This is a genomic window from Paraglaciecola sp., from assembly GCF_039943935.1.
Lineage (GTDB): Bacteria > Pseudomonadota > Gammaproteobacteria > Enterobacterales > Alteromonadaceae > Paraglaciecola.
Genome location: NZ_JBDUZQ010000013.1, coordinates 57,285 through 82,131, shown reverse-complemented (window position 1 = coordinate 82,131; position 24,847 = coordinate 57,285). Strand labels below are relative to the sequence as shown.

General features: G+C 37.4%; 24 protein-coding genes and 1 pseudogene. 16 read left to right on the top strand and 9 right to left on the bottom strand.

The genetic code is table 11. The features are described 5' to 3' along the window. Positions 1–19: 19 nt before the first annotated feature. Together ABJD71_RS07775 and acs are read right to left on the bottom strand one after the other, a co-directional pair. Complete coding sequence (locus ABJD71_RS07775; protein ID WP_348167043.1) at positions 20–679, bottom strand: response regulator transcription factor; 660 nt, start codon at positions 677–679, stop codon at positions 20–22. Positions 680–803: 124 nt separating this feature from the next. Beyond that, complete coding sequence (acs, locus tag ABJD71_RS07770; RefSeq protein WP_348167040.1) at positions 804–2,744, bottom strand: acetate--CoA ligase; 1,941 nt, start codon at positions 2,742–2,744, stop codon at positions 804–806. A gap of 151 nt (positions 2,745–2,895) precedes the next feature. On the opposite strand from acs, the gene ABJD71_RS07765 reads away from it, so the two are divergent. Then, positions 2,896–4,065, top strand: coding sequence for a DcaP family trimeric outer membrane transporter (locus tag ABJD71_RS07765; protein ID WP_348167037.1), 1,170 nt, complete (start codon positions 2,896–2,898; stop codon positions 4,063–4,065). Positions 4,066–4,853: 788 nt separating this feature from the next. On the opposite strand, the gene ABJD71_RS07760 is transcribed toward ABJD71_RS07765, so the two are convergent. Continuing rightward, positions 4,854–5,159, bottom strand: coding sequence for a DUF6471 domain-containing protein (locus tag ABJD71_RS07760; protein ID WP_348167034.1), 306 nt, complete (start codon positions 5,157–5,159; stop codon positions 4,854–4,856). Between the two features lie 202 nt (positions 5,160–5,361). Here ABJD71_RS07760 and ABJD71_RS07755 point away from each other — a divergent pair, with 202 nt between their 5' ends. The 9 genes from ABJD71_RS07755 (at position 5,362) to ABJD71_RS07715 (ending at position 11,935) form a co-directional block, all read left to right on the top strand. Continuing rightward, complete coding sequence (locus tag ABJD71_RS07755; RefSeq protein WP_348167031.1) at positions 5,362–5,751, top strand: YjfI family protein; 390 nt, start codon at positions 5,362–5,364, stop codon at positions 5,749–5,751. A 26-nt stretch (positions 5,752–5,777) separates the two neighbouring features. Further along, positions 5,778–6,458 (top strand): PspA/IM30 family protein, encoded by a 681-nt coding sequence (locus tag ABJD71_RS07750; RefSeq protein WP_348167028.1) that lies wholly within the window; start codon positions 5,778–5,780, stop codon positions 6,456–6,458. Between the two features lie 33 nt (positions 6,459–6,491). Further along, entirely contained in the window at positions 6,492–7,550 is a 1,059-nt protein-coding gene (locus tag ABJD71_RS07745) for a potassium channel family protein (RefSeq protein WP_348167025.1), read from the top strand. Continuing rightward, the gene (locus tag ABJD71_RS07740; protein ID WP_348167022.1) at positions 7,543–8,190 is read left to right on the top strand and encodes a YjfK family protein; all 648 of its coding nucleotides are present in this window, start codon (positions 7,543–7,545) and stop codon (positions 8,188–8,190) included. Before ABJD71_RS07745 ends, ABJD71_RS07740 begins: the two co-directional genes overlap by 8 nt. A gap of 68 nt (positions 8,191–8,258) precedes the next feature. Next, on the top strand, positions 8,259–8,675 hold the full coding sequence (locus ABJD71_RS07735) for a DUF350 domain-containing protein (RefSeq protein ID WP_348167019.1): 417 nt from the start codon (positions 8,259–8,261) through the stop codon (positions 8,673–8,675). Between the two features lie 9 nt (positions 8,676–8,684). After that, entirely contained in the window at positions 8,685–9,299 is a 615-nt protein-coding gene (locus ABJD71_RS07730; protein ID WP_348167016.1) for a DUF1190 family protein, read from the top strand. Positions 9,300–9,346: 47 nt separating this feature from the next. Next, on the top strand, positions 9,347–10,510 hold the full coding sequence (locus tag ABJD71_RS07725) for a glutathionylspermidine synthase family protein (RefSeq protein WP_348167013.1): 1,164 nt from the start codon (positions 9,347–9,349) through the stop codon (positions 10,508–10,510). A gap of 70 nt (positions 10,511–10,580) precedes the next feature. Further along, positions 10,581–11,135: a rhomboid family intramembrane serine protease gene (locus tag ABJD71_RS07720; RefSeq protein ID WP_348167010.1), complete on the top strand. Its 555-nt coding sequence runs from the start codon at positions 10,581–10,583 to the stop codon at positions 11,133–11,135. 101 nt (positions 11,136–11,236) lie between these two features. Continuing rightward, positions 11,237–11,935, top strand: a complete 699-nt coding sequence (locus ABJD71_RS07715) for a VC0807 family protein (protein ID WP_348167007.1) — start codon at positions 11,237–11,239, stop codon at positions 11,933–11,935. Positions 11,936–12,019: 84 nt separating this feature from the next. Here ABJD71_RS07715 and ABJD71_RS07710 read toward each other — a convergent pair whose 3' ends face one another. Together ABJD71_RS07710 and ABJD71_RS07705 are read right to left on the bottom strand one after the other, a co-directional pair. Further along, positions 12,020–13,312: an alkaline phosphatase gene (locus tag ABJD71_RS07710; RefSeq protein WP_348167004.1), complete on the bottom strand. Its 1,293-nt coding sequence runs from the start codon at positions 13,310–13,312 to the stop codon at positions 12,020–12,022. A 110-nt stretch (positions 13,313–13,422) separates the two neighbouring features. Beyond that, on the bottom strand, positions 13,423–14,370 hold the full coding sequence (locus ABJD71_RS07705; protein WP_348167001.1) for a chemotaxis protein CheV: 948 nt from the start codon (positions 14,368–14,370) through the stop codon (positions 13,423–13,425). A 620-nt stretch (positions 14,371–14,990) separates the two neighbouring features. Between ABJD71_RS07705 and ABJD71_RS07700 the strand changes: the two are divergent. Both ABJD71_RS07700 and ABJD71_RS07695 read left to right on the top strand, forming a co-directional pair. After that, positions 14,991–15,175: pseudogene (locus ABJD71_RS07700) on the top strand (isocitrate lyase); the annotation flags it as partial. 107 nt (positions 15,176–15,282) lie between these two features. After that, positions 15,283–16,224 (top strand): LysR family transcriptional regulator, encoded by a 942-nt coding sequence (locus ABJD71_RS07695; protein ID WP_348166998.1) that lies wholly within the window; start codon positions 15,283–15,285, stop codon positions 16,222–16,224. A gap of 19 nt (positions 16,225–16,243) precedes the next feature. Here ABJD71_RS07695 and ABJD71_RS07690 read toward each other — a convergent pair whose 3' ends face one another. From ABJD71_RS07690 to ABJD71_RS07675, 4 genes are all read right to left on the bottom strand, one after another. Continuing rightward, positions 16,244–17,341 (bottom strand): nucleotidyltransferase family protein, encoded by a 1,098-nt coding sequence (locus tag ABJD71_RS07690; protein ID WP_348166995.1) that lies wholly within the window; start codon positions 17,339–17,341, stop codon positions 16,244–16,246. Further along, positions 17,341–18,195, bottom strand: coding sequence for an HprK-related kinase A (locus ABJD71_RS07685; RefSeq protein ID WP_348166992.1), 855 nt, complete (start codon positions 18,193–18,195; stop codon positions 17,341–17,343). Before ABJD71_RS07685 ends, ABJD71_RS07690 begins: the two co-directional genes overlap by 1 nt. Positions 18,196–18,452: 257 nt before the next feature. Continuing rightward, positions 18,453–19,079: a hypothetical protein gene (locus tag ABJD71_RS07680; protein WP_348166989.1), complete on the bottom strand. Its 627-nt coding sequence runs from the start codon at positions 19,077–19,079 to the stop codon at positions 18,453–18,455. 305 nt (positions 19,080–19,384) lie between these two features. Then, a complete protein-coding gene (locus tag ABJD71_RS07675) occupies positions 19,385–20,068 on the bottom strand; it encodes a serine protease (RefSeq protein ID WP_348166986.1) in 684 nt (227 codons plus the stop codon). Between the two features lie 647 nt (positions 20,069–20,715). Between ABJD71_RS07675 and ABJD71_RS07670 the strand changes: the two genes are divergently transcribed. The 4 genes from ABJD71_RS07670 to ABJD71_RS07655 all read left to right on the top strand — a co-directional run bounded on the left by ABJD71_RS07670 (position 20,716) and on the right by ABJD71_RS07655 (position 24,438). Next, positions 20,716–21,465 carry a YdcF family protein gene (locus ABJD71_RS07670; protein WP_348166983.1) on the top strand — a complete coding sequence of 250 codons (750 nt, stop codon included), beginning with the start codon at positions 20,716–20,718 and terminating at the stop codon, positions 21,463–21,465. Between the two features lie 125 nt (positions 21,466–21,590). Next, on the top strand, positions 21,591–22,406 hold the full coding sequence (locus ABJD71_RS07665; protein WP_348166980.1) for a PEP-CTERM/exosortase system-associated acyltransferase: 816 nt from the start codon (positions 21,591–21,593) through the stop codon (positions 22,404–22,406). A gap of 63 nt (positions 22,407–22,469) precedes the next feature. Then, on the top strand, positions 22,470–23,321 hold the full coding sequence (locus tag ABJD71_RS07660; protein WP_348166977.1) for a ThiF family adenylyltransferase: 852 nt from the start codon (positions 22,470–22,472) through the stop codon (positions 23,319–23,321). 157 nt (positions 23,322–23,478) lie between these two features. Next, the gene (locus ABJD71_RS07655; RefSeq protein WP_348166974.1) at positions 23,479–24,438 is read left to right on the top strand and encodes a THxN family PEP-CTERM protein; all 960 of its coding nucleotides are present in this window, start codon (positions 23,479–23,481) and stop codon (positions 24,436–24,438) included. The last annotated feature ends 409 nt before the right edge of the window (positions 24,439–24,847 follow it).

The window sequence follows — 24,847 nt, the reverse complement described above, 5'->3', positions numbered from 1 at the left end:
TGCTCTTGGCGAACTAAACTCAGTGTTGGCAGTTCGCTGTACTTGGCGGCTCTAATTGCAATTGGGAGGCAATCAACACACCTTGAGTACGATTATTAATGGACAACTTTTTGAACACCTCTGTTACATGGGCTTTTACAGTGGCAACTGCAATCCCTAGTTCATAAGCAATTTGTTTATTTAACAAGCCATCACGCATCAAACATAAGACCTTGTATTGAGCAGGTGTTAGCGTGGAAATTTTAGCCGCTAGCTCAGCAAAAGCGTCATCTGGTGAATCAAGCTCACTGACTAATTTATCTGGCACCCAAATATCGCCTTCAAGCACGGTCTTTACAGCCAGAGCAATATTATCAGAACTTGTGGTTTTAGGTATAAATCCCATTGCCCCGGTATTTAATACTTTGGACACAATATCTTTATTTTCTAAACCTGAAATGATCATAACAGGCAAATCTGGGAACAACTTCCGCACATGAATCAAACCAAATAAGTCTTGGCTTCCAGGCATATGCAAATCTAGAAGTAATAAATCGATTTCGGTGGTTTCGATAATTTTCAGTGTATCTGCGAGTGAGCCTGACTCTAATAGTGACAATGATTGTAAAGAGCCATTTAATGCTCCTTTTAGAGCATCTCTGTAGAGTGGGTGGTCATCTGCAATGAGCAATGTATACATGTTATCGCGGGCATTTTGTTAATAATTAGTTATTTAAATAGTATAACCGATACAAATCAATAACATCACCTATTATTGACCTATATCGACCTAACTAGTAAAAACTATCAATATCATAGCGTGATTAACGCACTAACCTATTTTCTATTAAATTATCAACCACACTTGGATCAGCTAAAGTCGAAGTGTCACCTAATTGCGCGTACTCATTCGCTGCTATTTTACGTAAAATACGGCGCATAATTTTACCTGAACGAGTTTTAGGTAAACCTGATGTCCACTGTACTAAGTCTGGAGATGCTATTGGGCTTAGCTCTTTCCGAACCCATTTTATCAACTCTTTCGTTAACGTTTGAGAGGGCTCAACTCCTTCTACAGGACTCACATAAACGTAAATTCCCTGCCCTTTAATATCATGGGGATACCCTACAACGGCCGCTTCAGCAACGGCAGGATGTGATACTAAAGCACTTTCTATTTCAGCGGTTCCTAAACGGTGTCCAGACACATTTAGTACGTCATCTACTCTGCCTGTTATCCAATATGTGCCATCTTCTTCTCTGCGAGATCCATCACCGGTAAAGTACGCATTATCAAACGTACTAAAATAGGTTTGAATGAAACGTTCGTGGTCTCCATAAACGGTGCGAGCTTGCGCTGGCCAACTTTCCTTAATAATTAAATTACCTTCAGCTTCACCGTGAAGTTCGCTACCTTCACTATCTACTAGTGCTGGTTGAATACCAAAAAAAGGAGTACTTGCAGCGCCAGGTTTTAAGTCAGTGACACTGGGTAATGGTGTCATCATTATGCCACCGGTTTCTGTTTGCCACCACGTATCTACTATTGGGCAACGGCTTTTTCCAATAGTCTCATAATACCAATGCCAAGCTTCTGGGTTAATTGGCTCACCTACAGAGCCAAGTAACCGCAATGAATCACAATGGGTACCTTCTGCCGGAAAGTCACCATGAGCCATTAATGCTCGTATAGCGGTTGGGGCGGTGTATAAAATATTAACTTTATGTTTATCAACGACTTGGCAAATACGCCTAACATCCGGATAAGTTGGAACTCCTTCAAATAACAAAGTCGTTGCGCCATTAGCTAACGGTCCGTAAACCATATAAGTATGCCCAGTAATCCAGCCAACGTCAGCAGCACACCAGTAGATTTCGCCTTCTCTGTAATCGAATACATATTTATGGGTCATAGAAGCATAAACTAAGTAGCCTCCAGTGGTATGTACTACACCTTTGGGCGTCCCTGTTGAACCCGATGTATATAAAATAAATAGTGGATCTTCAGCATTCATTACAGTGGGTTCACAATTGAAACTACAACTATCAGTTAGAGTCTTCCAGTCAATATCTCTAGTCTGTTTTTCAACATCACCACCTGTATTTTGAAACACAACAACATGTTGGATACTGGGACACTTACCATCTTGCAAAGCTTCATCTACGTTCACCTTTAAAGGTACAACGCCAGCACCTCGTCGCCCCTCATCAGAAGTAATCACAACTTTTGCATCACAATCATTAATTCGGTCAGCAATAGCGTTAGGTGAAAACCCTCCAAAAATGATTGAGTGGATAGCGCCTATGCGAGCGCAAGCTAACATGGCATAACTGGCTTCAGGGATCATAGGCATATAAATCGCCACCCTATCACCTTTAGCGACCCCTAATTTTTTTAAACCATTAGCTAATTTACACACTTCATTATGCAGCATTTGATAACTTATATGCTTATCTTGGTCAGGCGTGTCACCTTCCCATATGATGGCAGTAGTATTAGCCTTTGTTTGCAAATGCCTATCTATACAATTATAACTAAGATTTAATTCACCATCTTCGAACCACTTAATACTTAGGTTGTTTTTGTCAAAAGAAGTATTCTTAACTATCGTTGGAACTTTAAACCAATCTAGTGTAGCCGCTTGCTTACCCCAAAAGATATCTGGCGACTCGACTGATTCTTTATACATTTCTTGATATCTTTCTGGCGTAAGAAGAGCGCCAACTTTTGCCTTTTCTGGCACTGGGAAACGTGATTCAGTCATAGTTTTTTTCCGTAATTAATTTGAGTTGCCAATACTTTAACTCCACCAAGCAAATACAACATGAGACTTTGGTCTTATAGACCATCAGCTTATATGCAAAATTTTTTAAATCGTCCAAAGTTCACTCAAGATACGTCACGAGGAAAACGTAATGGAAATAAAAAGAACACTAGTATTACCAGCAATAGTAGCGATATCAAGTTTAGCCAATACAGCACTGGCTAATGTAATTGAAGAAACCAATGTGAAGTTTAGCGGTTACCTTAAAGCTGATGCTATGTTTAGCTCTTATAGCGATGGTACTTTATCTTCAGGATCGGTGGGCAGAGACTTTTACATCCCCAGTCTAACGCCAACTGGAGGAAATGAAGAATCAACGCAATTCGACGCACATATAAAGCAAAGTCGCTTTAGGTTTACGACTGACACTTCTCTTGCCAACGGCAAAAAACTAACAGGTGTATTAGAGTTTGATTTTCACGTAACGTCTGGCGGAGATGAACGTATAAGTAACTCATATACGCCTAGAGTAAGACATGCATTTATAAAATACGATAATTGGCTTATTGGCCAAACATGGTCAACCTTTCAAGACGTTAGGGCCCTACCCGAAAGTGTCGACTTTATTGGTGTAACCGACGGTACTATCTTCGTCCGCCAAATGATGGTTAGGTATACATCTGGTAACTTTGAAATTGCGGCAGAAAACCCAGAAAGCACCATATCTAACTACCAAGCAGGTGGTAGGATTGTTGCTGATGACTCCGCTTTTCCTGACATCACTGCAAGGTATACAGTTAAAGGCGATTGGGGCCACTTTGCAGTTGCAGGATTGGTTCGCCAACTATCTTATGAGAACAAACAAGGAGGAGCAAATATCGACACATCTGAAACATCGATAGGTTTAAGCCTCACCGCAAAGTTTAAACTTGGTCAAGATGACATCAGGCTGATGGCAAACACAGGGAAGGGATTAGGAAGGTACCTAGGCCTCAACGTTGCCAACGGCGCAATTCTTAACGAAGACAATGAGTTACAAATCATTGACTCTATTGGTTACACCATCGCTTATCGCCATGTTTGGAATGAAAAACTTCGAAGTAATTTTATGTATTCAGCATTTAACGCAGATAACGACATGAGCTTAAACGGCCCTATTAATCCAATAAAGTCTACCTCTAGTGCTCGAGTAAACTTAATGTACTCTCCAACGAAAGAGCTCACATTAGGAGGTGAATACGCATACGCTAAAAAAGAACTTGAATCAGAGGCTGACGGAACATTGGGGCGACTACAGCTAACAGCAAAATACGCTTTTTAATATCATAAGTAATAAAGAGGATAGCATCTATACGGAACACTCAATATATTTATTATTTTTTATACCTATAGCCTAACTTACATACCCTAATCCGATTGTAGTTTGGTTCATCTGACTTACTATTAGCAGACAGTTTTATTGACGTTTCTCCCAAAACTGCTCTTCGCCCGAATGATAATTTTTATCTATTCGGGCTTTTTTTTGCATTAAAAAATATTCAATAAGACACTCTGTTTACACACCTAAAATAACCATCAATTTGGATTATTAGAGTATTTAAGTTGCATAAATCAAAATTAATAAGCTTGTATACAATGGTATACCCATAACTAAAATAGTATACCCAAATGAAATTGCACTTTTACCGTCCTTAATTATTATTAAGTCACAGTTTTATTAACGTTTCTTCTAAAACTGCTTTTTGCACGCAGTGATATCATTGTCACTGCGTGCTGTTTTACTAGTCTGTGAAATTCTAAATGTTGAACTTCTAATCAATGATAGGTGAAGTCAGCAAATCCCAATTGTATAATTTAGAAATCAAAGGTTTGACCTGCATAATTAGGTATTTTTTAATATACCTATAGTTAATCCAGTATACCCAAATTTAATTGCAGTTTTAACAACAAGACTTATTATTATCGTACAGTTTTTAAATATGTTTCTCCCTGAACTGTTCTTGTCCGAGCCATGCTCGGACTTTTTTTTAAGTAAGCTTTCACACATTCCATCAGAGCTAAAAAATTCCCCTCAAAAGTAAAGTTTACAAAACACTACAAACATTAAATTTATTCAAGAGGACTGCCTAAATCTGCAAAAATATCCAAAATATCATCTCGTTCTATCCTTCTCATATTAAGCACGTACATGATTTGTAACAACAAATCTGCTCCCATAATGCCCTTATTAACTTTATTTCTAAGGTTGTCTGCGCTTTGATGTACCCCTATAGTAGACAATCTATCGCTGAGATCTTGGTACTTCGTACCACGTTTCGACATTTCAGCTTTTAGGATACGCTGTACAAGCTGCCTCCAGTCTCCAGAGTGAGATGCAGTGACATTAGAATTTCCTGTATTGTTTTGACTAGACATACCAAACACCAAATAGAACAAACGTGAGTTATAATTTACATTTAAAACAAATAAATATCAAATGTTGATAAATATAATTTGACTAATTAACTTTATAATGACTACACTATGTGCGTGTTGAGGAATGATGCATCAGTGAAAAAACTTCATCTGCGTATAAAAATCAACACATAACAGTCATTAGCCTGATAGGAGAATATCCATGACTTGGGATCTTAACCAACTTGAGACCCTTTTAGCCGACAATCAAGATTTGGTTGTTACTAGAGAAGAAAACTGTTTATTGATTGCCAACAGTGATGGCATTGACGCTTGGGTAGCCATTAGTGGCGAACAAATATTAATAGAATCATTATTATTTGCAAAATCTGAGGTCAAAGATACTACTAGTTTAAACGAAGAAATATTGAAGACTCACATGATATTTCCATTAACTACAGTCGGTATTTCACAGGTAGCAGGTGATGAATATTACACCGCTTTTGGCTCACTAAGCTCTCAGTCAAAAGCAGAAAGTGTCATTATTGAGTTAACAACATTATTTCAAAATGTCGAAGCATTTATTGATGCTTATGAAGGCCATTTGCAATAAGTCTTGTAAAAATTAGGAGAAATAATATGTCAGTTTGGAGAAAATTAGTCACAGCAGTAAAAGGCGGTGCAACTGAAGCAGCTCAATCGGTCGTTGATAGTCAAGCTATTCGAATTCTTGAACAAGAAATCCGTGATGCTAAAGATGAATTACGTAAGTCAGACCACGCAAGAACCCAGATTCTAGCAAAATGTAAGCTTGCTCAACAAAAAGTTGATAATCTGCAAGGCTCAATTGAGCAATATGAAGCACACGCTCGCAAAGCAATAGACAGCGACCGTCAATTAGCACTAGATTGTGCACAGAAAGTTAGTGATTTACGTACAGAGCAAGATGGGGAACAAAAGTATTTAGATCAATTTAAATTATCTGAAAAACAATTAGCGACCAATATTAGCCAAGCAAAGTCTAATCTCAAAAGGTTGGAGCAACAAGTTGATATGGTAAAGGCGACTGAGTCAGTTCAAAAAGCACAAGTGGCAGTATCATCTAGGCATTTAGGTGCTAATAGTAAAATGAAAACCGCTACTGAATCTTTATCTAGAATTCAGGAAAAGCAGAACTTACGTAATGCTGAATTACAAGCAGCTGAAGAGTTGGCAAGTGAAGAATCTAGCGATGACTTATCGAAACGGTTAGCAGAGGCTGGCATAGCTGGCGGAACAACTTCAGCTGATGATGAACTTAGCCGCATATTGGGTAAGTAATAGCTAACTGACTAGATATATTAAAAGGCGAATATGTTTCCAAAGTTAAGTAAGTTATTGGTCAAAGTCTTCGCTGAGATGCGCTGGTACACAATTGTACTGGCGCTTGTTTTTTATGGTGTAACTAGCTGGTTGTTGCTAATTTTAGCTGGAGAGCAAGCCCTAACTAAACCTGTTGATTTTGTATATTGGTTGGTAGTCACCGGCTCTACGGTTGGGTATGGAGACATGTCTCCAACCACTACTTTTGGCAAATATATTGTCTCGATTTACATCATACCTTTAGGGTTAAGCATATTTGGTTTGGTATTAGGGCGTATTGCCGCCTGGGTATCAGAGCAATGGCAAAAAGGAGCAAGAGGATTGAAAAGTCTTGACGTTGAAAATCACATATTGGTTTTAGGTTGGAACGGACCTCGCACAATTCGCCTACTAGAACTTTTAATTCGCGAACGTTCTTCAATAGAAGAAAATCCTGACATTGTATTGTGCGTTCGAGCTGATATAACCAACCCTCTACCTGAACAGGTTGAGTTTGTGAAAGTAACAACCTTTAGCAACGATTCTGATATGGACAAAGCATGTATTGCTAAAGCGAGCGTAGTTATCATGGACAATCCAGAAGACGATTTAACTATGACAACTGCATTGTACTGTAGCCAACGTAACTCAGAAGCTCAAATGATCGCTTATTTTAACGACGAAAGCTTAGTTGGCCTCTTACAAAAACATTGTCCAAACGTCGAATGCACACCTAGTGTCGCAGTTGAGATGTTAGCTAAATCTGCTTTTGATCCTGGATCCAGTGTATTGCATCACGATTTGCTCGATGTGAACTTAGGACAAGCCCAATATTCACTGCAGATCCCTGAAGATGCCCCACCTCTAAAAGTTGTTAATATTTTTCAATCCTTAAAGAGCAACTATCAGGCAACCTTGATTGGCATGGCCAGAAGTGAAGAGAAATTGAAGGTTCAAGTCAACCCTAACTTGGATACCACGCTTTATTCGGGTGACAAAATATATTACATAGCACATCAACGTATTAATAAAGTGAGATGGCAACAATTTGTTGAGGCAGATAATGTTTAGTAAATTATTTGGTAAAAAAGAGAAAAAGGTAAAGCCAAAGGCACCTGAAATAATGGGCTTATATTTAGGGGGCTCTTTTGAATTAGACCCCTTAAGGTTAAAATTGTTAGAGCCAAGTCTAACCATTGAGAAAGCTGCCACATATCATTTCATTCAAGCGGTAGGTGAAGTCAACCTAGATACAGGCGGTAAAATTCTCCGATTTTACACAGATGATGACGCATACTTACAAGTGATACTTGATGGTGGTGACACAGAAAACCACATAACGGATGTGAAGCTTTGGTACTTTTACGAAACGAAAACCATTGGTTCTGAACGACAGTGGAAAGAGACATTAGCCACAGGTGTATCCAAATCATCTTACAAGCTAGCAACTGAAAGCTTTAGTAGAGTATGGGATGCTGTAGGCGAAGAGTCTCCCCCGGTGGCAATGACTGAAAAAACCTATGAAGAAGACGGCGATACTAGCGAGACCGATCAATTTGTAATGCTCTATGAAAGAACTGCTTCAGATGATGATACTGAGAGTTTATTAGTTAGTGCTGAAGAAAAAGTAGTAAACAGTAATTTAGACCGTTGTTTAGTCATCAGTACAGGTTTTAATGTCGGACAAGCAGACATTACGATTAACGGTTAGCAAGTACTATTTAAATTTAAGATCGCCCCATATATACTGGGAGCGCACTCTATCAAAAAGGATGAAAAATGAACGCAGTTTTAAACTCATTAGCAGGGTTAAGCAACTTTGCATTGTATTTTGCAGTTTCAATTTTATTGTTATTTGTATTTAAAATAATTTATGCATTTGTCACACCTCATGATGAGTGGGCGTTAGTTAAAATACACAAAAATCAGGCAGCAGCCATTGGGTTTGGTGGAGCAATGATTGGCTTTAGTATTGCTTTGGCTGGCGCAGTTGCCAATTCAGAGTTTTTGGTAGATTTTGTAATTTGGGGCATAGTGGCGATTATTGCGCAATCCTTAGCCTTTGCGTTACTGCGCTTTACCTTTATGCCCAAAATAGCCGACAGAATTGATAAAAATGAAGTCTCTGCTGGAACAATTTTAGCTGCGGTTTCTATTTCTGTGGGGCTATTAAACGCCGCATGTATGAGTTATTAGGAGAGCCCAATGCCATCCAATAATAGTAAACGCACACACAATATAAACTTAAAAGGAATGCGCAAAAGCTTTAGTGTTAAGCCGTTGGCACTCGGTATTGCAGCTATTTTCTTAACCGCCTGTGGAAATCAAGAAAAAGCAACGGTTTATACCGATGTTGATGACTGTACTAATAACAATCCCGACGCTGGTGCACAATGTGAAGCAGCCTATCAACAAGCTTTGCAAGAAGCTCAACGAACAGGTCCTAAATATAACTCTCAAAGTGATTGTGAAGCAGAGTTTGGCTACAACCAATGTAACCAAGTCCAAAACAGTTCTGGGTCATTTTTTATGCCATTTATGGCTGGATACATGCTAAGTAATCTAATGTCACCCAGAGGTTACTATTCTCAACCCATGTATACCTCTTATTCTAGGTATTCACCTTATAGAAATAGATGGATAGGTGCTGACGGTTATGACTTTGGCGACTACCGTCGTCGCTCGATGAATGTCAGTGAGAGTGCCTTAAAACCCAAACCAACTGTAAGTAGAACTATTAAGCGAGGTGGGTTTGGTAGCAGCGTCAGAGCAAAATCTAGCTGGGGCAGCAGCTCTAAAAAAGGGGGGTGGGGTGGATAACTCCAACTTATGCGATTTCAACGTTTTAACACAACGTTCGTTTTGAAATGTTAAGAATCAATATTAATGAACGTGTGAATTGGCGACGGAAAGCAGAAGAGTTTGGATTTAAATTTCACACCATGCACGGAAAACCCTATTGGGATGAGTCTGCTTACTATCAATTTACTCTCAAACAGATAGAACAAGATATAGAAACGCCCACCGAAGACATTCACCAGATGTGTTTACATGTCGTAGATAAAGTTGTGAATGATCAAGCACTCCTTGAAAAGTTTCAAATTCCTGAGGCATTTTGGGAACAAATCCGAGACTCTTGGCAACAAAAAAAACCCTCTCTGTATTCTCGTTTAGATTTTAGTTATCACGGCAATGGTCCAGCTAAGTTATACGAAAATAATGCAGATACTCCAACTTCACTTTATGAGTCTGGATTTTGGCAATGGTTATGGCTACAGGATCAAGTTGATGCAGGCAAGATAGCTAAGCAGGCAGATCAATTTAATTCTTTACAAGAAAAATTAGTCCATAGATTAGCGGCTATCACTAAACATTATGATGTAACCCATATGCATTTTGCATGCTGCCAAGATACCGACGAAGACAGAGGCACAGTCCAATACTTACAAGATTGTGCTAGAGAATCAGGACTACATAATGACTTCGTTTTTATCGAAGACATTGGATTAAGTGAATGTGGAAGCTTTACCGATTTATCAGATAATAAAATTCAAACACTTTTCAAACTTTACCCCTGGGAATTTATTCAAAGAGAAGAGTTTGGAAGTGCCATTGAAACAGCGAATGTAAATTGGCTCGAGCCAATTTGGAAAACAGTGTTATCTAATAAGGCACTTATGCCTATGTTATGGAAAATGTTCCCCAACCACCCTAACCTCTTACCTTCCTACTTTGAGGACGAGTTATCTTTAGCTACAGAAAGTAAACTCGTTAAAAAACCTATCTACTCAAGAGAAGGGGCCAATGTTAGCATCATTGAAAATGGTGAAACTGTGTTACAAGCGACAGGCCCATATGGCGAGGAGGGCTATATTTATCAGGCATACTCTGCCTTGCCACAGTTTTCAGACAATCACACCTTAATTGGTTCTTGGTTAGTGGATGATAAAGCCGCTGGAATTTCAGTACGTGAAGATAAGTCAACCATCACTCAAGATATGTCCCGCTATTTACCACATATTATTTTGTGACAATTTGACATGAATTTTCTCAGATTTATCAGTAATAATAACCGTTCTATTTATTGTAATTGATTGCCAAATGAAACTTAGTAACACCTCACAACAAGTTAAAATTGTATTTTGGATTTTTGTAATACTAACAATTGTTGAAGTTATAAACCTGTTCACAGGCCGCATGCTAAATCAGCTAGGTAACTTCCCTCGATTTATACCTGGCTTGAAAGGGATCTTACTTGGCCCCTTTATTCATGGCAGTCTACAACATTACTTTTCAAACATTATTCCCATATGTATCTTCAGTTATTTATTACTGCAATACGGTTTAAAACGTTATCTAATGGTGACCCTATTGGTGGTATTAGGAACTGGGATTTTAGTTTGGTTGTTTGGTCGGTCCTCAAGCCATATCGGGGCTAGTGGTATAATTTATGGGTATTTTGGTTACTTAGTTTTAGCTGGCTTTTTAAGTGGTAAAGCCAAACTCATGTTGATATCGGTTATAGTGGCATTTTTCTATGGAGGGTTAATTTGGGGAATTTTACCATCAAGCCCTTATATATCTTGGGAGTCACACTTATTTGGCTTTATATCTGGACTGGTAGCAGCAAAGTTATGGGCTTCAAAAGCGACTTAACAACGATCACAATAACTACGATTAAATTTCAAAATTCTAGCCCTAAGTTATGAACTTTAATATACTCTACAAAGCAATTTTCTGAATCATTTAGGTAACTTATGACCGAATCAAAACCCCAAAAACAGTCAGGAATGCTAGGGAACTTAGCCTTCAATATCGTTTTTCCTGTTCTTATTTTAACTAAACTTAGTGGAGACGAGTACTTAGGGCCTGCTTGGAGTATTGTCGTAGCACTTGTATTTCCAATTGCTTTTGGGGTTTGGGATCTAAAACAATCAGGGAAAATAAACCCTTTTTCTATTCTAGGGATCGTAAGTGTCTTTCTAACTGGCGGTATCAGCCTATTAGAGTTACCTGCAGAATATATCGCAATTAAAGAAGCTAGCATACCAGCCCTTATTGGACTTGCAGTATTAATCACTCAGAAAACGAGTAAACCTTTATTAAAAGTATTTGTTCTAAATGAACAAATTGTAAACTGGAAGAATCTTTCCGAATCTCTAGAGAGAACCGGGACGACAGCAGCCTTCGAGAAAAAAATGGCCACTAGCTCTTTTATCGTAGCAGGTTCTTTCTTCTTATCATCAGCTTTAAACTATATATTGGCCAAAGTAATTTTAGTCAGCCCACCCGGAACAACTGCATATACCGAAGAGCTAGGGAGAATGACGGCTTTAAGTTATCCTGTGATCGTCATACCCAGCATGATCATGTTAATCGCCGCCTTGTGGTATATATTTGCTCAAATTAAAAAACTAACCGGTGAAGACTTAGAGCATTTTTTGGTTGAGCAATAATAATTAAGATAGAAAAAAGCCAGCTTAGTGCTGGCTTACATATTCTTCTTTTATAAAAATACGATAACTATGTTTTAATGCTCATCATTTCGCTTTTAATAGATCGAAAATATTTTCAGCAATTTGGGTGTTATCCAAATACCCTCTGAACCGTTCACTTCCAGTACCAATTGCCATTACCGGAACATCTACTCCCGTATGCCCCCCTGTAGTCCAGCCAGTTATAGAATGATTATCAAGTATTCTAGTAATTGCTTGGTGGAATACCCTAGCATTATCTGACTCTAGATTGGCGAGTTGTTTTTCCTCCTCACTAGTAAGCTCGAAACCCAAAAAACTAGAAGCTAATCTAGCTCTATCCTTCGCACTCACTAACATTTTGGCTATTTCTTCGGGAGAAGCTTTTAAATCTTTAAGAACTGAAGGCTCCCAATTGTATATACGATTAGCACCAATAGTGAGTCCTCCGGTACTGTGGTCTGCTGTAATCACCATAAGAGTATTATCATGGCTTTGGACGTAATCCTCTAGCCATTCTAACGTTAAGGCTAAATCATGCATTTCTGCCATAGCGGCCGCTACGTCATTTGCATGCCCAGCCCAATCTACTTGGCTACCCTCTACTAATAAAAAGAAACCTTTTTCATTCTCTAATTGTTTAATCGCTGCTTTAGCTAAAGCAGGTAAGCGCTGTTTTCCTTCACTATCTAAGGCCCAAGGCAAACCAACATCAGCAAAAAGACCTAGTAACGGAACATTTGGTTTTACAATACTGAGTTGTTCATAGTTATCTACATATTGATAGCCTGCTTTTTGAAACTGCTCTACAAGGTTACGATCTTCACGAATAAAATACTTCCACCCGCCACCTAACATAACGTCTAGAACAAAGTGGTCGTCAATTTTATCATCAAAATAACTGTCAGCTATAGCATCGTAATTTTGGCGGCTTTCATTATGAGAACTAAACCCCGCTGGCGTTGCATGGTTTATTTGCGAAGTAACCGCCACACCTGTTTTACGTCCCTGTTTTTTGGCTAACTCTAGAACGGTTTGAACTGACTTTTTATCTACATCTACTCCAATTGCTCCATTGTATGTTTTTACACCAGATGACAAGGCTGTAGCGCTTGCAGCAGAATCAGTCACATACCCTGTATTAAGATCAGGGTGAGTACTTGCCATTCCAACTAACAAACGATCAAAAACAGTTTCCTCGACCTCAGCAGTAACAGGATCATCTGCATACATACGATAAGCAGTTGTATAAGCAGGTCCCATTCCATCACCAATTACCATGATGACATTTTTAGGTGCTTCTGTTGCCACTAAAGAACTACAGAAGCCAGCAACTAAAACACTCAATATTCGAATCATCTTCTCTCCAACGATGAAATTAAAGCGTAAGATTATACGTGAGTCATCTAGATTAGTTAGATAAAATTATATGAAACTATAGTGACAAACCATTAACTTAGTGGTTGTAGTCAAAGATTTAGCGCCTCTCTCATTCTTTGTTGTACTACATCAACTAACAAATCAGGTTGAAACTTAGAAATGAATCGATTGCAACCCACTTTTTTGACCATAGCTTCATTAAAACTGCCACTCAAAGATGTATTTAACGCAATAAACAGATCACTCATTCGAGGATCTTTGCGCACTTCTGAGGTTAATCGATAGCCATCCATTTCGGGCATTTCAGCATCCGTAAACATCATTAAAATTTCATCAGTCACTGTTTTACCATCATCAGCCCAATGTTTGAGCCGATTTAAAGCCTTTAACCCATCCTTTTCTTCAATAATTTCAAGGCCAAGTTGACCAAGTGTTTCTCTGATTTGCCATCGAGCAGTAGCAGAGTCGTCCACAACTAATATTTTTTTACCTTTAAGGTGTTCTGAAACGTTTGTATCGAGTACATCCTCAGAGATAGACGTGTCATATTCTACAATTTCCGCAAGTACTTTCTCCACATCAATAATTTCAACTAATTCAGTATCTTTATCTATATCAACATGAGTAATAGCAGTTAGATAATTATTTTTACCGGAACTGGAAGGAGGGGGTTGAATGGTACTCCAAGAAGTATTGATAATATGCATTATCTTGCCAATCAAAAATCCTTGAACGCTTCTATTATATTCAGTTATTATCACGTTTTCTGGGTCATATTTATCTTCGTTTAGATTGATCCCAATAGCTGCGCGCAAATCTATGACAGGAATAGACGCTCCTCTATAATTTGTGATTCCTTTCAAATTTTTATGCGCACCAGGTATTTGATTCATTGGAGGGATTGTAATCACCTCTCTAACTTTAAATACGTTTAATGCAAACGTATGCCTGGTACCTAATTTAAACATGAGTAACTCTAACCTGTTCTCACCCACTAATTGTGTGCGCTGGTCAATTGATGACATTAGCTCTGACATAGGTACTCTCTAATTAACTTTATAAAACAAACTATAACCAAGACCTCTAACTAAAAAAAGCCTTAAACTTTACTTAAACACGTTTAGAACGTTGATGACGGACCAAAAAAATTCATACAATGAATAATAAGCCCCCTTTATATAGACTTTATTTATTAATGAAGCCTATATAGGATGTTCTTAGTAACAAGTTTAGAGCAATTCCTTTAAATCATTCTAGTTTGTTGCAAAATATCATCAACTAAGGAACAGACACATGTTTCATATATCAACAAAATATAACTAAATTCAATACTTAAATGTCAGCCCTAAATGCCATATGGAATGCAGTATCATCTGAATACGTTACTTGTATGAAAGCCCAAAACCGATTACAAACCGGTCTTGATACTGCCAAGTATAACGCCAGTCTCTTGCGCAAAGACATGCAAGGTCATGAAGAAGGTTTGAATTAGGACCATTACACGACTAATCAATGGATGAAAAAACAACTGTTCTCCTTAATAATTGGAAAGCTTTATACCTTGTTTTCGTGAGTTAGGAGGCATTTTTTTTACACTTACACAAAGCCATAGAGGTAGGGTTAGACGCATGAGAAGTCTAGGCTACTATTATAACCCCATATATTTCCAATCATTGCCGATATTGATGCAGGTTTTACGAAAGAAGAGGCCACTCACCTTTTAGCCAAGAAAATGATAGAAGCTGGCACATGCTGTATTCAAATTGAAAACCAAGTGTCAGATGCAAAAAAATGTGCTCACCAAGTCAGAAAGTTACAGCTCCTCATCAAAACATTATAGCCAGTACATCTTTAACATTTTATCTATATTTTCATTTAATCCATGAAAATAGATTTCAATTTGAGTAAAATTTAAATAATAAATGAATTTAATCCTCGAGATAAAAACAATGAATATATCAAAAGTAGATTTAAACCTACTAGTTTATCTAGATGTACTACTAAGAGAAGGTAGCGTAACTAAAGCAGCAAACCAACTAAGCATTACTCAACCAGCTATGAGCAATGGTCTTCGAAGGCTTAGGGATTTATTTAAAGACCCTTTACTTGTAAGAACGAGCAGAGGCATGACGCCAACAAAACGCGCAATAGAACTTCAACCTATCATTCGGGATGTACTTTCTAAATTAGAAACGACTATTAAACCGGAAATAGAGTTTAGCCCTCTGAACACTAGTAGGACCTTCAGGATAATGGCAAGTGACTATGCCGAATCAACTTTACTGATGGAAGTTATTAGAAGGCTAACTACAGAAGCTCCAAACGTAAGTTTAGATTTAATTACCCCAAGTGATGTTACCTTTCATGATGTCGAACATGGCAAAGTAGATATGGCAATTAATCGTTTTGAAGAACTACCTTTATCCTTCCACCAAAAAGTCGTCTGGTATGACACTTTCTCTTGTGTGACTAATAGAAGAAACCCATTAATTGAAGATTTTAGTTTAGAAAACTATCTAGGAGCGAAACATATTTGGGTAAGCAAAACAGGATTTGGTGTAGGCGTAGGAATAGATCCGAAAGAAGTACAAAAGTTAGGTTGGGTAGACGCTGAATTAACCAAGATAGGTAAAAAAAGAAATATAAGAGTATTCACTAGGCATTATCATGTTGCGTTGCAGTTAGCTAAAGCACAAAATATAATTGCAACATTGCCTAGTAAAGCAGCTAGTTTGTACCTCGATGATTCGGAAGTAAAAATCTTACCTCCACCATTTGATATTCCTCCAATAGCACTTAAAATAGCATGGAGCCCATTGCTACATCATGACGCAGGCCATATATGGCTTAGAAGGCTAATAGTAAATGTTGGAGCAGAACTAACTCAATAGCCTCAACGATTTAACCACTTTATTTTTCATAATGATGTGCGCCCATTATTGAAGTAATTAAACGACGCTTCGCTTTTGTAAATAAGTGAGGTATCAAAACTTTTAAGGGCATTTTTAATATATGCCCACGAATGAATAAAATAAATTGAGCAAAGCTATTCCATCGGTTAAAAATTAACTCATGGGAAGGCATCATCCCTCGATATAAAATATTATTAACAAAATAGCGGTTAGAATAGGTAAATGACGGTGGCTTAAAGTTATACATAGATACTTTATTTGTGTTAAAAATTTTATCCTTTACACTTAACGCGTAAAAGAACTCTCTATAAAACCCCATTGTTTTAGCAAGGCAACTAAGTTCTTCCAGCCCACTTTGAGTATCTAGTTCTTCAACCAATACATGTATATCTAATATATCTCTAAAACTTTTTGAAAAATCTTCATTATAAAATAAGTGAATCATGCAGTGTAAAACGAGCAAGTTATGATGAAGAACATAGAGATTACTTGAAGTCAGTTGAGCGTTTTCAAACAACGCCTTTTCTTCAAGTACAATTCCCGTAATAGGCGGAATTAACGTAAAATGAATATCTAAGGTCGTCCCCTTGAATTTATGAATAAAAGGAGGCAATTCATGTGCCCATTTACGATAGTATTGTTGGTCGTAAATATCTAGCTCTTTCTCAACCCAGTCATTACGTTTTAAGCACTCTTCAACCATTTGAAGTTCAGATTTATTGACCAAAATATCAATATCTGACATGACTCTGCCATAATGATTGGTATCCTGTCGCAATACATATGCTGCACCTTTCAAAAAGATTGGCTTTACTTGAATCTGAGATAACACTGACTCTAATAATTTACATTCGTTTACTACTTGATGAGCTTGTCTATCTGCATACGTTTTCGCTGATGTTAAGTGTTTCAACCAAAAGTTAGGAACATATTGAATTAGATTTGAACGTTCCAACAAATAATAAAACGATGCTAGTAGATCTGCTCCTCTGACTACTCTAATAAAACTTTGCCATTGAGTGTTGTTGAAATATTTAACTAAGCTGGGCCGGGTAAATACTTCGTAGACTGAATAAATTGTAATTTCAGAAGACATCAATCGACTAGTTCTTGTAGAAACATACCCATACCATCATATGAAGAAAAATGAGATGTAAAGAATGTACAATTTTCTACCACTGCTTTCAAAGTGGAAAAACCCGTTTCACCCAAGACACTATAATTGAATGAGTGATGAACAAGTTTGGCAAATCCTTCAACTTTAGTAATTTCCTGAATTAATAACTCACTACCAACTTTAAACTTTGGAAAGACAACAGCGACAATTTTAGCGTCTTCCAACAAATCAAACTGTTGTCTTGTTTTCAGTTTAACGTGAGCAATATCTCCCTTGTGAGTATTAAATGTGGTTTCAGACAAGCTAGCTTCATCACAATAGCGTTTAATTACTTCTATTGACTTATTTTTCATTGAAGCAGGCCTATGCATGGGTTTGACAGTATTAGAATTTAAATTAATGATAGCCATTTCATCTGAATACAAATGCCAACCATGTAATGCAAAATACGCCGAGAGTGTACTTTTACCTGAGCCAGGGGTTGCTGGAAAAATAATTGCTTTGCCATTTTTGACTAAAACAGAAGAGTGAATCAAAAGCTTTGAATAGTCTAAAGACGCTATACACCAATTCATTCCCCATTCAACAGATGGCATTAACAAATCAGGGTGAACGGGATTGAAAGGCCGCTGGTTATCAATATACAAACAAACTTGTGGCTTTACAAAACGCCTTAAAACAGAGGTATAATTAACGCTAAGGAAATAATCTATATCGTCTCTCTTCTCAAAAGAAAGACTTTCGTCATACATTTGTTCAAAATACTTAACGATTTTTGGAGGGCAGTTTTCAAAACAAAACCGATACTGTCCTACATCAACGACAGGGTTCAAGTTATTTCCATAATGATTTGATTATCAAGTAACTGACGCTTCAAAATCTCAAATTCCGAACTGAGAATATGTGTTTCTGAAATAAAGTCACAATTTAACGATCCCTCTAAGGTAATTAAACCGGCAAATTTTGTCATGTCCACCTGTAAAAAAAATGTAGAGTAATCGATACAACTAAAAACAACTATCCCTGTCATGTCCGAAGGTATATAAAGAATATGATTACCTGATAACCCATACTTACACAACATAAGCAGTTAACTACAAGCAGTGGCCAAATTAGATAAAGATATGCTACTAACCCCGTCAGTAAATGATGAATTTAAGCTGTCAAAATTTGTCGGCGTATAACCATTATTTGAAATATAAAGAACACTCCAAACATGTTCAATCAACTCATCAGCATCAGAGAATTGCATTGGTATTGTATAAAATCCGAGTTTTGCATTTAGATAAAATGCTGCCAAATTCCAAATACCTCCGGGGCTTCCTAACGCCGCCCCAAGATTTAATGTGGCAGCGGGAATCGCCCCACCATTAGATAAGGTTATGGTAGTGTTCATAATATAACTGTGTAGCTGGCAATAAACATTGTCTAAAGCAGAATTGCTTCCACGCTGATAAGTACTGAACATTGTCTTAATTTTATTACGTCCAACCTTAGTTGGGTTATTAGAAAGAAACTTACTCCAAGAACCAGGGGAACGACCATTCGACAAAATAGGTAACTCACATGTAGCGGTAGAACCGGATCCCCCTGAAATTCCAGACGCATTACACGCTCCCCAAACAGATTTTGCTGGTAAAGACGTAACCACAACACCAGCAGCTGACTTTTTAATAAAGCTTCTACGTTGATTTTTTGTTTCAATTTGTGAATTCAAGGGTGTATTCCTCTCGATGTGTTGTGATTCATTATCAAATTTTAAATATAGTAACTAACAACTTAGCAATAACTATTCCATAAAAATAAGCAGTTGATTTAATAGGTAAATCTTCTTATTCCAATTGAAAAATGTAAAATACTTTGACAATGTTCATGTATATTTAAACAATTTCAATGCCGCTTATCATATTTACTTTTGTGAAATTTCACTTTGCATTAATAGTTTACCTAAAATTCACTTTTACATAACTGCTACATTCATAATAATGTATAGACCTTTATACTGCACAGAAGCACACATTTCTAAAGCATAATACCTTTACTCTTAGCGAGTGCTTTTAAATATTTTATTGGTATGGCATAACTAATGCCAGAAGGTTTTTCTAGTGCAGACTCTTTTGACTCTTTAACAAATACTTTATTTAACACGCCTATTACATCCCCAGTTTCTGAGTCATAAACTGGACTACCACTGTTGCCAGGATAAGCAGTTATATCAAGTTGATATATTAAAAACTGCTCATCCAACCTTCTAAGGATTTTAGTAGATAACCCCCTAGAATTGGCACTTGGAATCACATCAGGTGAAGTAGCCGCAATTATTCCTCTATGAGTGGCTGGGAATAAGCCTAAAACAGCCCCAATAGGGAATCCCGTCAGTAAAATTTCTGTCCCATCTGGCGCGTATTCATCATCAGCCAATGTAATAGGAGGTAAGGCTTTCTCTAATTTGAGAATTGCTAAATCGTGTGAAGGGTCTATGGCTATCACTTGAACCTTTTGGATTTTTGGGCTTCGGCCTACACCAGAGAATATAATAAGGTGTTGCACTTTTGCAGGATCTAAATCCAAAGAAACAACATGATGGTTAGTAGCAACTAAAGAACCATCCCCAAACACAAAGCCACTCCCCATTAATTGATGGGTTTGGACACCTAAGGGATCATACAAACCAACACCGACAATTGATGGCTTAATTTCGGACACAAGATCACTTAATCCAGAACTAAAAGCCAGATTCGATAATAACCATCCAGAAAGGAAAATTTTAAAACTAAATAAAATTATTTTATTTACCATCATGATCAATACAGTTAGTCGCAAGCATCTCGTTATAATCACAAATATTGGCTTCTCATTCCATTTATATTTTTATAAGTAGTTCTAGCATTGAAACAAGTTTTGAAGGTGTTTTTATGAGAGTTCTCGCTACGGGGCGCTGGATTTATTAAATTTCAGGTTATTAAATCTCTGCTAAGCCTCGGTGATACTATTGTAGCAATAGTTAACATGAATGATAATTGTGGCGTTACTTTCGATGAAGGGCGCCTAAACCAACTAACAAAAAATATATCATCAAGCTCAGTACAGCACCCCGGAAAACCTATGAAGTTGATGCACGTAACCTAAAAGCTATTATTGAAACTATAGAATACGCTTTAAACAAAATTGCTTTTAAAAGTACATCACCTCAACGAACTGGTGATGTAGCTAATAATTATGTGGATGTATCAAGGATAATTTATGATATAAGTTACCCATCTAAAAGTAACGTTGATAAAAAGATCGGAGAGTTTGTAAGCTGATCTAAAACATTTTATGAAATACAGTAAATCAAACAAATTGCAAATATCATGTTAGCAGGTATAGCAACGGCACTTAGTTCTCCGCTGGTTCATTCAGCACTGATGTTTGTATTACTTAGGCTTGCCTATTTAATCTCTAGCAGTAAATTGTTGTCTTTCTTCTCATTTTTGCCTTTGGGTTGGTTATTACTTTGCTCAATGACTTACCCAAGTGTTCTATTAATAAAGCAGTTAGAAGATCCCTACCCTACAATAAAAGTTGAGTCTGAAACTTGGCTACAAACCGATGCAATCGTTGTTTTAGCCTGTAACTACGTGGAAGATAATGACTTACCATTTATTTCTAGATGGCCAAATTGCTCTATGCAAAGAAATCTTTATGCAGCACAAATGTACCAATCTACAAACAAACCTATTTACCTAGCCGGTGGCATTTTAGGTTCAAAAGACGCCTATTCACAAGCTGCACATAATCGCGAATTCTTAATGACTATGGGTGTAAACTCTCATGACATTTTCGTCAACTCTAAAGGAAATGACACTGAAACTGAAGTAGCAGCCCTAGCCGAAATGGTTGATGGTAAGTATATATCTTTAGTTACCTCTGCAAGCCACCTAACCCGCGCCATATCTTACTTCGAGGACTATAATATTAAAGTATTACCCATACCTGTTGAGCATCTGAGTCGCAAAAACGTCGAGCCTTTATTAGGCTTACCCAATGCATCTAGCTTATACCGAAGTGAAAGAGCTTTACATGAATACCTAGGATTGATATACCAACGTTACCTGCGCTAAACGGGTGCCTGATAAAAGTTTTATGATAAATATCTAGAACTGAGTTAACATTTATCTTTGGCTTAATACAAATTTCACTGTTAACAGATGATTGGGCTAGAGCCTAGGTAGGAATTCAAAAACTAGTGAAAAAATTAAGAAAATACACTGAGAAGCCAATAATTGGCCCGCTTGTTAAAATATTCATAAACATTGCGATAAACAGGCAAGCGAATCAAATATCCAAACATTTTACCGAATACCTTTCAGCAACCGTTGCGACTAACCAAAACTACAAATCTGAATCATTTAAAATAAGACACAAAGTCTATTGTGAAGAACTAAAGTTTGAAAAGCTTCAACCCACAAATGAAGAGTTCGATGAATTTGACACAAGAGCAGTTCACTGCTTAATAAAGCATAAACCAACTGGGGACTTTGCGGGAACAGTCAGAGTTGTAACCAGTCAAAATCCAAAACAAATGCTCCCCATCGAGAAGTTCTGCCTCGGTGTAATTCACGAAAAAAGTGTCCACCCTTCAGACTTCCCAAGAGAGGAAGTGTGTGAAATATCTCGACTCGCGATCCCAAAAAAGTTTAGAAAGAGAGCGACGGATAAATTTAATGGCTCAGCCACTGGTTCAATTAATGAATACAATTATTCCGAAAAAGAACTTAGGTGCTTTCCACTTATAGCGATAGGCTTATATCTTTGTGCTGCTTCAGTTTGTTTAAACATAGGAATAAAACATTGCTTCGTAATGATGGAGCCAAGACTTGCTAGAAGTTTAAAGTTTGTTGGTATAGTTTTTACAAAAGTTGGGCCCGTGGTCGAGTATCATGGTAAAAGAGCACCTTACTATATCAATCGAGAATTACTGCTTTCTGGCCTGACTCCAGGCTTCAAAAGTATACTTAGTGTAATTGAACAAGAAGTCAGTAACCAATTTAACACTAAGTAATGGTAGGTAATGGCAGCTCGACTATAAACTTGAACTGCTAGTAGCCCTCAAGGAACTAAAAAGATGTTTGACTATACCCGTGCATTCTCTCGAAACATTGGATGGATAACACCAGATGAACAGCAAATATTACGTTCAAAACGGATTGCAATAGCAGGGGCTGGAGGAGTAGGTGGAGAGCATCTAATCACAATGGCCCGACTGGGTATTGAAAATTTTAACATTTCAGATTTTGACAAGTTTGAAGTTCATAACTTTAACCGCCAAGCTGGTGCATTTCTATCTACAGTTAATCAACCCAAATCTGCGGTAATGGAGAGCATTGCTAAAGATATAAACCCCGACTCTAAAATTAAATCATTTAATGAAGGGATCAACAAATATAATGTGGATGATTTTCTATTTGATGTAGATTTATATATCGATAGTTTAGATTTCTTTGCTTTAGATGCTAGAAAACTAGTATTCAAAAAATGTGAAGAATATAAGATTCCATATTTAACTGCAGCTCCAATAGGGATGGGGGTTGCTTTTCTATGCTTTATGCCTGGAAAAATGTCCTTTGAAGAATACTTCAGATTTGAGCAGCACAGCAGAAATGAACAACTTATACGTTTTTTAGTGGGCCTATCACCTTCGTTACTACAAAGAGATTATCTAGTCATTCCCGAAAGTGCGAATTTTCAAAAAGAAATAGGACCTTCGATGCCAATGGCTGTAAAAATGTGCGCAGGCGTCGCAGGTACTTATGCCTTAAAAATATTGTTAAAACGGGGAGAGGTTTTATACGCACCAAAAGGGCTTCACTTTGATGCCTATAAAAACAAACTGAAGAAGACTTACCTGCCCTTCGGTAATAATGGATTATTACAAAGATTAAAAATAAAACTAGCCACAAACCTTATCAAAAACTAAATATGTTTATGTCCGTTTTTTTTACAGAGCACTAAATTAAATAGCCATAAAAAACCGTATTTCATTGTTTTAAAAGGATTATATTTTTATGGCACACTACATGCTTTATCGACATTGATATTTACTTCAGCTAACTAGCTAAAATGAGGAACTAACAATGAAAAAGTTAAATACGGTATTCGCAGCAATGACGTTAGCTGTAGTAGGTACTGCTAATGCAGCACAAATTACGTCTTGGAATTATATAAACGAAGCAGGCTTTACTGACTTCACTCAAACACTTGGCGGAAGCGTTACAGCATCAGGTGATGCGACACCGAATGGTTTACTTGGTGTTCCAGCGTCAACTGACCTGACTTGGGGTGAAGGCCTTACAAGTGGAGACGTTGTCATAAACGGTGGCGTTGATGGTATCCAAAGTTCTTTTCAATCTGCAAGTCCCGTTTTAGGTACCGTTGATACAAACGGAGGGCTAGAGCAAGGTACTGATTTATTCCATAACAACTGGGTTGTAGGAACAGGTGATGGTTTGTTAATTGGTGCTAGCTTTTTAGACGCATTGCAACTTACTGCTACTGAATTGGATGGTATTCCTTATGTTGGGCCTGCCTTAGTAATCGATGCACCTACTTTAGGATTTGAAATTAGTTTTTTAGAGACTGTTAACGGTGTGGATTATGACCTAAGTGGGGGCTTCACTGTTGATGAAGCGGTTTTAGATGATACGTTAATCTGCCCAGATGGAACTTTAAACGGCACAGGTGTAAACCTAAATGGATGTGCAGATATTTTTGCAATTACTTCTGGTAGCACAGACTTTGACATCGTTGGTGGCAATGTAGAATTTTCGGGAAGCTTCATCCTAGATGAGTATGAGTATACAATAACCACTGTGTTGTCGGGTCTTCAATTAATTACAGATACCGCTTGTGTAACAATTGGTCTAGATGAAGGCTGCATTGGCTTCTTAACAACTGAAGAAATGTCGAATCAATTAGTTGCTGAGTTTAGAATTGATTCAGAGCTAGTTCCTGTTGAAGTATCAGCCCCTGCATCAATTGCTTTACTGGGATTGGGTTTAATAGGTCTTGGTGGATTAGCTAGAAGAAAAAAATAGCCCATATTGGTTACTAAAAAAGGCTCTTTCGAGCCTTTTTTCTTTCTAATTACTATACTTTTCCCTTTCCTTCGACACGTCAAAAACAGCTTGTATTTATTATTGAAATGAGTGTAATAAAGCAGCTAGACCACACCCTAACCACATATTAGCCTTTTAAGCCCTACTTGACTCCAGATAATCAAAACTAGTGTGAAGGCCTTAAGCTTATATATCTTAATAAAATTAGATGCAAAATTCAGGTCCAAAAATTCACATCTGATATAAGCGCAGATTCTATATGCTCTGCAAGCTAAGGCAAAACAAGTGATTTTTACTATTTTTTATACTGTTGTGCGTAACAATCTTATTTTGGTAGTCATTATGTTAATGAATCGATACACTCTTAATATTGGTAATGTTGTGGTAT